This is a genomic window from Bacteroidales bacterium (assembly GCA_016707785.1).
Classification (GTDB): Bacteria; Bacteroidota; Bacteroidia; order Bacteroidales; family UBA4417; genus UBA4417.
The window spans coordinates 44,866-57,601 of sequence record JADJGZ010000033.1; the positions used below are offsets into that span (position 1 = coordinate 44,866).

Annotated in this window: 9 protein-coding genes and 1 tRNA gene; 8 read left to right on the forward strand and 2 right to left on the reverse strand. The window is 42.5% G+C overall.

From position 1 onward, the window contains the following. Positions 1-66: 66 nt before the first annotated feature. Positions 67-1,944 (forward strand): DEAD/DEAH box helicase, encoded by a 1,878-nt coding sequence (locus IPH84_16005; GenBank protein MBK7174691.1) that lies wholly within the window; start codon positions 67-69, stop codon positions 1,942-1,944. 144 nt (positions 1,945-2,088) lie between these two features. On the opposite strand, the gene IPH84_16010 is transcribed toward IPH84_16005, so the two are convergent. Both IPH84_16010 and trxB read right to left on the reverse strand, forming a co-directional pair. Next, complete coding sequence (locus IPH84_16010) at positions 2,089-2,463, reverse strand: four helix bundle protein (GenBank protein MBK7174692.1); 375 nt, start codon at positions 2,461-2,463, stop codon at positions 2,089-2,091. A 445-nt stretch (positions 2,464-2,908) separates the two neighbouring features. Then, positions 2,909-3,850, reverse strand: coding sequence for a thioredoxin-disulfide reductase (trxB, locus tag IPH84_16015; GenBank protein ID MBK7174693.1), 942 nt, complete (start codon positions 3,848-3,850; stop codon positions 2,909-2,911). A gap of 192 nt (positions 3,851-4,042) precedes the next feature. Here trxB and IPH84_16020 point away from each other — a divergent pair. The 7 genes from IPH84_16020 to IPH84_16050 all read left to right on the forward strand — a co-directional run. Further along, positions 4,043-4,141, forward strand: a tRNA-Asn gene (locus IPH84_16020). Between the two features lie 453 nt (positions 4,142-4,594). Further along, positions 4,595-10,447 carry a choice-of-anchor J domain-containing protein gene (locus IPH84_16025; GenBank protein ID MBK7174694.1) on the forward strand — a complete coding sequence of 1,951 codons (5,853 nt, stop codon included), beginning with the start codon at positions 4,595-4,597 and terminating at the stop codon, positions 10,445-10,447. A 296-nt stretch (positions 10,448-10,743) separates the two neighbouring features. Further along, entirely contained in the window at positions 10,744-10,893 is a 150-nt protein-coding gene (locus tag IPH84_16030; GenBank protein ID MBK7174695.1) for a hypothetical protein, read from the forward strand. Next, positions 10,890-11,378, forward strand: coding sequence for a hypothetical protein (locus IPH84_16035; protein MBK7174696.1), 489 nt, complete (start codon positions 10,890-10,892; stop codon positions 11,376-11,378). Before IPH84_16030 ends, IPH84_16035 begins: the two co-directional genes overlap by 4 nt. 47 nt (positions 11,379-11,425) lie before the next feature. Then, complete coding sequence (locus IPH84_16040; GenBank protein MBK7174697.1) at positions 11,426-12,109, forward strand: hypothetical protein; 684 nt, start codon at positions 11,426-11,428, stop codon at positions 12,107-12,109. Then, positions 12,106-12,549, forward strand: a complete 444-nt coding sequence (locus IPH84_16045) for a hypothetical protein (GenBank protein MBK7174698.1) — start codon at positions 12,106-12,108, stop codon at positions 12,547-12,549. The genes IPH84_16040 and IPH84_16045 overlap by 4 nt, the downstream gene beginning before the upstream one ends. A 16-nt stretch (positions 12,550-12,565) precedes the next feature. Next, the coding region (locus tag IPH84_16050) for a hypothetical protein (GenBank protein MBK7174699.1) at positions 12,566-12,736 on the forward strand (171 nt) is incomplete at its 3' end.

Here is a 12,736-nt window from a genome sequence, read left to right on the forward strand (position 1 = left end):
ATTATTAGCTACTTCATGTAATTTGAGAGAATAATAGGAGTACCTTTGCGGCACTAAAATAAATTAATGAAGAGATTTGATGAATTGGGCCTGCAGGAAAACATCCTCAGGGCCGTTAATGAACTAGGGTTCGAAAACCCTATGCCTGTCCAGGAAGCTTTAATCCCGCGAATTCTAGAAAACAATACTGATCTTGTAGGCCTTGCCCAGACGGGTACAGGTAAGACAGCGGCATTTGGGCTTCCCTTGTTACAGATGATTGATCCCACAGTTAAAACAACGCAGGCGATTATCCTTAGCCCTACACGCGAACTTTGTGTGCAGATTGCCAATGATATCCGCGGTTTTGCAAAGTACATGCCGGGCATCAATATTGTACCCATCTATGGTGGTGCTGGTTTTGAAGGCCAGGTAAAAGAACTGAAAGCGGGAGCACATATTATTGCTGCTACACCCGGACGTATGCTTGATATGATTATGAGGAAAAAGTCTGATTTATCAGGCATTAAATGGCTCGTACTTGATGAAGCTGATGAAATGCTTAATATGGGCTTTGAGGAAGAAGTGAGAGGCATTATTGAAAGTGCTTCGACCGACAGGCATACCTACCTTTTTTCTGCAACTATGCCAAAAGAGGTTGAACAGATTGCGCTTCAATATATGCATAAGCCCCAGACTATCAGTGTTGGGCAGCGGAATAAAGGAGCGATCAATGTAAAACATAACTATTATGTAGCACATGCTAAGGACCGTTATAATATTCTGAAAAGGATTTGTGACTATCATCCTGAAATGTATGCCATCGTTTTCTGTCGTACCCGCCAGGAAACCCAGGAAGTATCTTCTTCTCTAATTCGTGATGGCTACAATGCTGATGCCCTGCATGGGGATCTTTCCCAGGCACAGCGCGACCATGTAATGAATAAATTCCGTCAGCGTCATTTATCAATACTTGTTGCTACTGATGTAGCAGCTCGCGGGATTGATGTAGATGACCTGACTCATGTAATTAATTATAACTTACCTGATGAACCGGATAATTATATCCACCGCAGTGGCCGTACCGGAAGAGCGGGAAAATCAGGGACTTGCATCTCGATAGTTAACCTAAAGGAAAAAAGCCGGATTCGTCAGCTCGAAAAACAGGTGGGTAAGGAATTTAACCAGGCAAAAATTCCTTCAGGAACCCAGGTTTGTGAGAAACAGCTCTATCATCTTATTGACAGGATGGAGAATGTTGTTGTGAATGAAGAAGAGATCATGGCTTTTCTGCCGGTGATTTTCAAGAAGCTACAGTGGCTGAGCAGTGAAGAATTGATCAAACGATTTGTTTCTGTTGAATTCAACAGGTTCCTTGAATACTATAGGAATGCTGACGATCTCAATGTTGATGAAAGTCGGGAGCGTGAACGCGGATCGTCGCATTCATCACGTGAAAACTTTACCTGGCTGTTCTTAAGCATTGGTAGGAAAGATGGAATTCTTCCTCCGAAGTTGCTGGGCCTGATTAATGATTATACACGTAAAAGAGATCTTCGGATTGGTAAAATTGACATTGGTGACACTTTCTCCTTTATTCAGGTGGATACAGATTATGTAAAGCAGTTTATTGAAGCATTCCAGGGGAAATTAATCAATGACAGGCCTATTCGCGTGGATGTTTCAGAAGAACAGGACCGCCAGGGCCGTCCTTCACGTGGCCGTTCAGAAGGAGGCCGTGGTTATGAAAGCCGTGGTGGTGACAGGAGGAACAATGACAGGCGAAGCGGTGACAGCCGGGGTGGAGACAGCAGGGGTGGTGATAGCAGAGGAGGAGAACGCCGTTTTGATGGCCCCAGATCACCAGGCAAAAAATTTGGTGGCCCTAAGGAATCAAGTCGTGCTCCAAAGGAATCAAGTCGGGGTGATGAAAACCTGAAGTATGGAAAGAAGAAGAAGTGGTAGATTAGGCAAATAATCTTATTAAGGACAATCCCAAAAAATGAAGTGATAAAGGGAGGGGGAGAGGGCGAGAAATGCTTCTATAATGATGAAAAAAGGGTGGAGAGGTAATAATTAGGGAGAATAATAGTCATTAGGGAGAATTTATCAGAAAGTCCATTTCTCGGGAGATTTTATCACTTTGATAATCATACATATAATTCTTTCGTATTGAGAATTATAGCTATCACATAAGTCAGGAGATATATACTGACAATCTCGTGCAAAGTCTAACCAGGTTTGTGTTTCAGCTGCTTCACCCTCTGAATCCGACAACTTGGCTATAAATGCCTTTTCATATCTTCTTTTTCGCCAGGCTTCAGCTAAGTTTACGCAAACTGACCGTGAACTTCTCCTGATCTGATCTGTCAATGAATATCGTTCATGAGAAGGGAAATTCCTTGTCAGTTCGAAAATTTCTAAAGCCAATTTATAGGATAACTTATAAACTTCCAATTCCTTATGTGAAACAATAAGTGTCATAAAACATGATATTTGAATAACTTTTATAAAGAAACTGCGATTGCAAGAAAACCAAAAATTCCGATTAATTCGGCAAGTTTTATCTTAGGAAAAACACTAATAGCTTAAATATGTGCTTATTAAAAAATTATTTGCCTATCAATCCACAAAAATAAGATATTCAAGGTGTTAGATTCAAAACAGTCACATTAGTACAATTTTTCTAGTCCTGAGTTTAGTTTACATTCTCAGTAAACCTATTTCAGGACTAGACACACCACCCCACCCCTATCTCCTAATCCCCCATCTCCTAATCTCCCCATCCTAATCTCCTAATCCCCTCATCCCCTCCCATCCCTCATCCCCTCATCCCTCACCTATCTCCTCATCCCCCATCTCCTCATCCCCCCACCCCATCCCCTCATCTCCTCATCCCCTCATCTCCACATCCCCTAATCTCAATGCACTATTCTTTAGTAGCCAGCCATCTTTCAGCTTCAATGGCGGCCATGCAACCGGTACCTGCGGCAGTAACAGCCTGACGATAGACATGATCCTGAACATCACCGGCAGCAAATACCCCTTCAATATTGGTACGGGTGCTACCAGGAATGGTTTTAATATAACCTTGTTCATCCAATTCAATCTGATTTTTGAAAATATCCGTATTTGGTTGATGACCAATAGCAACAAAGAAACCTTGTACTTCAATTTGTTTCAGTTCCCCGGTTTTATTGTTTCCTATCAGAGCACCGGTAACAACTTTTCCATCTCCAAGAATTTCCTTGGTAGAAGAATTCCACAGAATTTCGATATTGGGAGCTGACATCACCCTGTGTTGCATTGCTTTTGAAGCACGCAATTCATCTCTGCGGACAACCAGATATACCTTACGGCACATTTTTGCCAGGTAAGATGCTTCTTCACAAGCTGTATCACCTCCACCAACAACAGCTACATCCATTCCACGAAAGAAAAATCCGTCGCATGTAGCGCAAGCAGAGACGCCATTACCATTATATCTTTTTTCTGATTCAATGCCTAACCATTTGGCTGTTGCACCTGTGGAAATAATAACCGTTTCGGCAAGCAGTTCTTTTCCATCATCAGTAGTAACTGAAAATGGGCGTTTTGAGAAATCGACCCTGTCAATGATTCCAAACCTGACATCTGTTCCAAACCTTTCTGCCTGCCGCTGAAGATCTTGCATCAGTTCAGGACCGGTTATTCCTTTAGGATATCCGGGAAAATTATCCACTTCAGTGGTTGTGGTAAGTTGTCCACCCATCTGAAGCCCGGTATAGACAACAGGCTTTAAATCGGCACGGGCAGCATAAATGGCAGCGGTATAACCTGCAGGACCTGATCCAATAATCAGGCATTCGATCATGTTGTTTTCAGGATTCATTTCAATTTTAAATTAGGGCGCAAATTTAGATTTTTTCTCCTCATTAACACAAACTATACCATAATTATATCTACTTGATTTTCATATCGTTATAAAATTGTCATATAGACTAAACATGCCAATATGGCTGAATACCTGAAAAAAAAAGGATGAAAATAAAAAAAATGTATATTTGCACCCTCATTCGAGGATCGGGGTGTGGCTCGTCACCAGTGACGAGATTGGCTAGCGTATCCCGCAGTTGCGGGGGCAGTTGCGGGATGGTCGTCAGTTCGAGTCTGACCACTCCGACAAAAAGGTGCTGAAAGGCACCTTTTTTTATTCCCTCTCACTTTTTCCAATTCGGAAAAGAAATATTCAGGAATTCCCTTTCCCGGAAGATTTGCATTAATAAAATATTCCTAAATTTATGCGAACAAATTGATTAGCTTTACTATGTATTTATAGGCATGTTTTTTGTATTTTAATCTCACTTTCAACATTTTGCGGTAAAGAACAGGAATACCATCAACTCTCCTTGCTCCTATTTAACTTGTGACTGCTTTTAACATTCATCTGAAAATTTAAGATTTTCATGTATTCAAGGCTTCAAATAAGGCAAGAAATCTTGTTTTCAATAACTTTAATGACAGGCTTATTATGAGCTTCATGCTTATAGATACTAAAAGTCTTTGCTTCAAATAACCAACAAACTTGCCGGCATACATGATGCAGGTAATACATTATTAACCAAACCCATACACTATGAAAAAATTACTCTTTATCCTCGTGATTTCCTTCCTTTGGGTCGGCATTTCCTGGGGTCAAAAACATTCAGGCCTCACAGAATCTGCTACTTTAAAGAAACAGGTACAGAATACCACAGGCAAGGCCCGGCAGACAGGTGCAGCCCGCAAAACGGCAGGTCCCACTCTTATTCAGGCTGCCCCGTCAGAGAACATTTTAAAGGCTACAACCGGTGGAAAAGCGGCTACTGCCTGGTCAACTCCATATACCTTCACTCAAACTGCTGGGACATACTCTGCAATCAGTGGTACAACAGTTGGTACAACTGCCAATGATGAAGAGGTTTTTGGCCCCTTTAACATTGGTTTTACCTTTAATTATAATGGAACCAACTATACACAATTCAGTATTTCCACGAATGGATTTATTGGGTTGGGAAGTACTACTATTACCAATTCATCCCTTCCCCTAAGCACCGGGGCTTCCAATAATGTTATCAGTGCTCTGGGATTAAACCTTCAGGGACAAACCGGGTCAAGCATCCAGTACCTACTTACAGGGACTGCTCCTAACCAGACCATGGTAATTCAATGGACTAATTACAGGAAAGCTGCTGCAACGGGAGATGTTTTCAATTTCCAAATCAGGCTGAACCAAAATGGCAACTCCATTGCAGTTGTATATAATGCATTTACAGTGAATGGCACAAACAGCACTCCCCAGGTAGGAATACGAGGAGCATCAAATGCAGATTATAATAACCGGACTGTTGGCGCATCCCAAACCTGGGCAACCTCGATTGCAGGCACAGCCAACACATCAAGTTGCTTTCTGCGTTCAGCCAAGTTTCCAGCTAATGGTCAAACATACACCTGGACACCATTGAACTGCACAATCAGCACCTTCCCATATAATGAAGATTTCTCAGCAACCCTAAACTCATGCTGGAGCATCTCTCAGGTGAGCGGAACTGGACTATGGACAATGGCGACCTCCATCAATTATCCTGACCTTGTACCAGTAGTTACGCTCAATCCACAAAGCGGAACACACCTTGCAAAATTTGACTCTTATAATTATGTTGCAGGAACTGTTTCCAGGTTGAAAACATCAACTTTTAACTTTACTGGTCTTACCAGTCCATCCGTAGAATTTTATATGGCACAGGATGGTCAATATACTAACCTGGATGTAATTGAAATCCAGGCTTCCACAGATGGAGGTGCCACATGGACAACTTTATCCCCGGGTTATTATAGGTTCAATTCAACCTTTACAACTCCAGGCTGGAAAAAATACACTGCTTACCTGCCAGCCTATGCCAATACTAACAATGTAACCCTTGCTTTTCTTGCAACCAGCCTTTATGGAAACATGATGGCCATTGATAATGTTGTTGTTAAACAAGGCGTCACAGATGATGTTGGAACAGCAGGTGTATGGGCTCCCACAAAGCTTCCTGTTGGGCAGAATTATCCATGGTTTTCAATTATTAAGAACTATGGTCCGAATACTGAAACATTTGATGTAGATACCAAATTAAGGGTAAATGGAACTCCAACGGTTACTACTACCAATTCCATTACCAGTCTGGCCTTTAATGCAACCTCTACCCTTAGTGGTTCCTATAACTTGTCTTCATATGCTGCCGGTAGCAGTTTCGACATCCTGAATCAAACAAAGCTTTTGATTGATCAAAATACAGCTAACGATATATTAATCAATTCAACCCGAGCCTGTGTAAAGGATTCTATTTATGCATGGGATGATGGTGTAGGTGAAAGTGCTGTGGGATACAACACTGGCACAGGATGGTTAGGCCAGATGTATTATCTTTCTGCTCAAGACACTTTAACTTCCATTTCAATCAATTGGGGAACCATTCCCGGAGCACTGGCAGGTACCAGTCTTGAAATCTATAATGTTGCCGGAGGATTACCAACTACTAAATTTGGTGATATAGTAACCGGTATCAGCCTGACAACTGCTGATGAAGGTATATGGAAAACTTATGCCCCATCAACACCTATTGTACTGCCGGCGGGCACTTACTGGATCGGTGTTCATCAAACGGTTGCTTTGGCAGGAACCTATATTCTCAACTACGACGATACCGGACTTTCAGCTGAAAATTATCTTACAGGATTTGCCTTTTATAGTGCTGATGCTGTAACCTGGAATGACTATTATGCTTCCAGTCTGTATTCCATTAACCTGGTACGTCCAAATTTTGCAAATGTATTGACCCCTTTTACTGCCAATCCTACCAATCTTACAGCTACACCAGTAAGTGACAGCCAGATTAACCTGGGTTGGGCACTGAATGGTAACGGAAACAATGTCCTTGTTGCCTGGAATAGCACGAATACTTTTGGTACTCCTGTAGATGGAACTAACTATAGCACAGGAAATACAATTCCCGGTGGTGGCACAGTACTTCAGTATAATAATTCAACTTCCTATAACCATTCCGGATTATCAGGAAATACAACCTATTTCTATAAGATTTGGTCATACAACGGAACGCTTTATTCATCAGGTGCTGCTACAAATGCAACCACCTATTGCAGTTCTACTTCTGTTCCATACCTGGATAATATTGACAGTTATACCGCACCTTCAACAGGATGTCTTGCTGTACAAGATGTAAATGCTGATAACGAAGAGTGGTTTACTTATTCTACTGCAGGCTATCCACATTCCGGTGTAAATTGCCTTGCAATAGCTTACAGTGTCCCAGGTGTAACAATGGATGACTGGGTCTTTTCCCAGGGACTGAACCTGGTTGCCGGACAAAGCTACGATGTATCTTTCTACTACCGATCGGCAGCAACAGCCACCTATTCAGAACGGCTTGAAGTTAAATGGGGAACGGCAGCCAATGCAGCAGCCATGACCAGCAGTGCAATATTTGATATGGTTGATTTTATTCAAGGTACATACCTTGAGGGGAAAGGCACATTCACCCCATTAACTTCAGGTGTATATTATGTCGGATGGCATTGCTACAGTCAGCCGGATATGGCTGGCATACTCCTGGATGATCTTTCTGTGATAGCCACACCAACCTGTGCTCCACCAACTTCGCTTAATGCTACCAGTATCACTACAAATTCAGCGACACTCAGCTGGTTAGCAGGTGGTACCGAAAGTAGCTGGGAATATGTTTATGGAATGAATCCATTGGCAACTCCTGCCGGTTCAGGAACAGCTGTCGGGACAACCTCCGTTTCCATTAGCGGTCTGAATGTTAATCAATCCTACCAATTCTACGTAAGAGCCATCTGCGGTGGCGCAATTGGAGATAGCCCATGGGTTGGTCCTTTTACATTCCAAACCTTATGCAACACAATTAATACATTCCCATTCAGTGAGAACTTTACTGCCGGGATTGTACCTCCGACATGCTGGTCAGAACTCATTACGAATTCATCTTATAATTGGGCAGTTAGCGCTACTACTGACTATGCACAAGTGGAATATGACCCTACCCCTGCTGCCCAGGATGAATGGCTTATCACTCCTACACTTGATTTCTCTGGCTTAACACACCCAAGACTGAGTTTTTCATGGCTGATGAGTTATTATTGGGGAGTTGATCCATATAATAATTATGACCTGAATTGTAAAATCAGTATTGATGGTGGTGCCACCTGGACCGCATTATGGTCAGAAGCCGGTGAAGGTGTTTTCACCAATTTCACATGGACACCCGAAATTCTTGACTTACTTGCTTACGCAGGGAAATCCAGTGTTCTTATAGCCTGGCAATATGCAGGAAATGATGGAGCTCAAGCCGGCATCGATGATATTGTAATCGATGAATGGCCTGCATGCCCTACCCCTACTTTATTGACAGCAACCAATATTACAGAAATCAGTGCAGATCTTGGCTGGACAGCCGGTGGCAGTGAAACAGCCTGGGAATATGTATATGGTCTTTATCCCCTTGCTGTGCCAACAGGATCAGGCACTGCTACTTCCACAAATCTTGTTTCCATCACTGGTCTTTCTGCAGCCAACTCCTACCAATTCTATGTAAGGTCGATGTGTGGCGGAGCATCCGGAGAAAGTACCTGGGCAGGTCCATATACCTTCTCCACGCTTTGTCCTTCCTATGCACTTCCATTCCTTGAGGAATTTGAATCCACATCCTCAACTTTATCATGCTGGTATAGTTATGATCTGGATGGCGCAGGAAATTCATGGGGAATATCGTCCGCGATTAATCATACCACGGCTGGAACAAATTCTGCAGTTCATGACTATAATTCAACCATTGATGAGAATGGCTGGCTTATCAGCCCGGCATTACAAATTCCCGCCTCAGGAATAACGGAACTGAGCTTCTGGTCATTTAATGACTTCCCTACCTATTACTTTAAGAATAGTGTATTGATTTCAGAAGGTTCTCCTGATCCATCTGACCTTGAGTATGTTGAAATATGGTCACCTGAATCTGTATTAGCTTCCTGGGAACTGACCCAACTGGATCTCAGTACCTATGCAGGGAAAACCATCTACATCGCTTTCCATTACGAAGGATTGGATGCACATTCATGGTATGTGGATGATGTGAACGTAACCAATTCGTTACCAGCACTTACCTTAAACGTGGATATGTCAACAGCCGCAGGTTTTGTCCCGGGAACTGATGTAGTTTATATTGCAGGTAGTTTCCCCGGCGCAACCTGGAATGAGCCTGGCACAAACCCAGCATTACTTTTGTCACAGGTGGGGGCTTCTCTTACCTACACAATCACTTTGCCATTACCAGCAGGTACATATGAGTATAAATACTTTAAAAATGCAGGTTGGTCTAATGGTGAATGGTCAGGAGGATCAAACCGCTCCATAAGCATCACTGGAAATACCACGGTAAATGACACATGGGGAGGTTCAATCAATTGGGCAAATTTACAATGGCCCGGTGTAGGAACAATCAATACCGGCGATAGCTATGATGTTTATGCCCAGGTCAATATCCTCAATGGCATTACCTTTGCCCCCGGTCAAACCTATGGAATGACCGCATGGATTGGATACAGCACTGATAATACCAATCCGGATACCTGGACGAACTGGATTCCGGCTCCGTTCTTTGGTCAGTCGGGTGACAACGATGAATTCAAGCTGGATTTAGGTTCAGTGATTACTACAAGTGGAACCTATTACTATGCAAGCAGATTCCAGTTTGGTAATATGCCTTTTGTTTATGGTGGATTCAATGGAGGTTTTTGGGATGGTGTTGGTAATGTTTCAGGTGTGTTAACAGTAAATACTCCAACTACCAAAACATTGAACATCAAACTCTTCCTTGAAGGATTGTACGCTGGATCAGGACTCATGAACCAGGCACAGGGATTATCCGGCCCTGAATTTGGTGCCGGTATTGCTGACCAGGTAAGCATTGAATTGCATGATGCAATTGCTCCTTATGCAATGGCTTACACTTTTACGAATGTTGATCTGCTTACAGATGGAACTTTATCCATACCAACCATCCCGGCCAGTATCAGTGGTAGTTATTTTGTGGTTATTAAACACCGCAGCACCATTGAAACCTGGAGTGCCGCTCCAATTGATTTCAGTGCAGCGAGCCCTTATTCCTATGACTTCACGACATCAGCTTCGCAAGCCTATGGGAATAATATGAAGCTTGCAGGTACCGATTATCTAATCTGGGGCGGTGATGCAACCCAGGACGGTATAGTTGACGGATCAGATATGGCTGCCATTGACAATGCCAGTACTGCTACATTACAAGGATATAACCCTGAAGATGTAAATGGAGATGGAATTGCAGATGGATCAGATATGGCAATGATAGATAATAATTCTACTGCAACTGTTCAGGTGCAAAAGCCCTAGTTAATTCTTAAATTTTTGAAGGGGGGGACTAATATTCCGGCCCCCCTTTTTAATTAGTTAATCTAACTATTATTGCAACTGTAAATATTACTCATATCATTCATTATCAACTAACAGATATTGCTTTTTTGATGAAAAGGTTGTAAATTAAGGGCTCGCTAAGCCAAAACCTCACAACACCATTCTTCAGGTGTTAATATTGATTTCTCTCGTTTCTCAGGCTTAGGTAGCAAGGTTTAATAAAGTTCTTCATATTGTAACCTTCAGGATTTGTTTCATCTGTTAAATCAAATCAAATGAAAAATCTAGCCATGATTATCTGTTTGCTATTTATAGCGATAGCAGTAAACGCTCAGTTAGCCATTAATTCCGATGGCAGCTTACCTGATAATTCAGCTATGCTGGACATAAAAGCACCACCAAGGGTATCCTTGCTCCCGGGATGACCTTTGCGCAAAGAAATGCTATAGTCAACCCTGCAACAGGTCTTACTATCTTCCAGACAGATGTTGTTACCGGCCTCTATTATAATTCAGGTACTCCGGCGGTACCGGTTTGGCAGTTGGTAGGCAACAATGCCGGTCAATGGCTAAACAATGGCTCTACTATTTATTACAACAATGGATATGTTGGAATTGGAACTGATACACCTTTAAGAAAACTTCATGTTGATGGGTATTACTATCTTTCCAATTCTACAGATTATCCTTTCATCTTCATGGATCTGAACAATAGCTTCGCTTCTGGACATTGTGGGCTCACTTTCCTTTATAATTCCCTCTATAAGGCGTGGATTTATTATGACAATGGAGATAATCTTCTAAGGTTGAGTGCTGAAAATGGTCCAGGTTTCAGGAATGACATGGTGATAACAAATGCAGGTTCAGTGGGTATAGGTACACAAACTCTGCTGCCAGCCTGCATGTGGTAAAAAACTATTGGATCCCGCACAGGCACCTTCGGAACAGATATTAGTCCGTGGACTACAGGACTAATGTTGCAGTGGGTAATGACAATGAAGACGCTGTGTTTTATGTAGGCCAGGAACCTGGACGTGAAGGATACCTTTTATGGCAATACGATTCAGATCCGTCTTTGGGATATTACAGTATAGGTACATTCAACGGAGCCAATAATATGGTGTTGCAGGAGTACGGCGGAAATGTCGGTGTAAGAACTTCCAATCCAATGGCATTATTCCATGTTGCCGAAAACAGTCCGGGCTATACCGGGTTGTTCGGGAGTCCAATCAGTGACTGGTCTTCTTCTACAAATTTAAGCATAGGTGATAGTGATGGCCCTTCTGTGCTTTATATTGGACAGAGTGAAAGTAATAAAGGTTACCTCTATTGGAATTACAATTCAGTTGCTTCTGATGCTTATCTCGCACTTGGTTCATATTTTGGTTCCAATCCCCTGGTCTTCCAGCAAAGCGGCGGAAATGTTGGCATTGGAACCATTACACCATCATCACGACTGGAAATTGATTTTGATAATTATGGTAAGTCATATTTGGGTTATTCCTCACTAGTGACAAATTATATAGATCATTTAGAAATCCAGCCCAAGGCGATGGGCAGGCTGGGATATATGCTTTTAGGTCGAGGGATGTGCAAAATGATGGTACAGGATACACATATTATGGTTGCAATACTGCCATGAAAGGATATTCATACTGGGGTGACTTGTATTCGTTCGGTGTCGGGGGCTTCAATTACAATGATTTAACCCGGTGTGGAGGCATACTTGGTGCCTATGCATATGCTACTACCAGCAGTTATTGGGGTTCATTAGGTTATAAAAATAGTGGCAGCAGCACTTACGGTGGCTATTTCACCAGTTCGACTTCAGGGGCAGGTAAATCTTCTCAGGCTAATGCTGCTATTGGCATCGGGATTGGTGCTGGGCGACCTGATAGGAGCCGATATCCATGGGAAAAGTATATGGGGTGTATGCTGAAGGAGAAAACTATTCAATCTATTCCAATGGCCCCGTTTTCAAGAACAACCTGGATATCCATTTGCAAAACAATGGTACTGAAACTAATACCGTGTTATATACAAATGTATCAACAGATGCCACCATTCAAACTTTTGGTGTAGCAACCCCAGCAATGGAATGGCCTCTGTTTCATTCGATCCTGCGTTTTCATCAGCAATATCAAAGGAAAGCCCTGTGATCATCACCATAACTCCCACCGGAAAATCAAATGGTGTCTACCTTTCTGAATCCTCCAGCTCAGGATTTACGGTTATTGAGAATAATGACGGAAAGAGCAGCATAGCCTTC

Bases quoted from the DNA above. Each gene is read 5' to 3' on its own strand.
- IPH84_16005 (MBK7174691.1), top strand. From the start codon at position 67: ATGAAGAGATTTGATGAATTGGGCCTGCAGGAAAACATCCTCAGGGCC.
- IPH84_16010 (MBK7174692.1), bottom strand. From the start codon at position 2,463: ATGACACTTATTGTTTCACATAAGGAATTGGAAGTTTATAAGTTATCC.
- trxB (MBK7174693.1), bottom strand. From the start codon at position 3,850: ATGAATCCTGAAAACAACATGATCGAATGCCTGATTATTGGATCAGGT.
- IPH84_16025 (MBK7174694.1), top strand. From the start codon at position 4,595: ATGAAAAAATTACTCTTTATCCTCGTGATTTCCTTCCTTTGGGTCGGC.
- IPH84_16030 (MBK7174695.1), top strand. From the start codon at position 10,744: ATGAAAAATCTAGCCATGATTATCTGTTTGCTATTTATAGCGATAGCA.
- IPH84_16035 (MBK7174696.1), top strand. From the start codon at position 10,890: ATGACCTTTGCGCAAAGAAATGCTATAGTCAACCCTGCAACAGGTCTT.
- IPH84_16045 (MBK7174698.1), top strand. From the start codon at position 12,106: ATGAAAGGATATTCATACTGGGGTGACTTGTATTCGTTCGGTGTCGGG.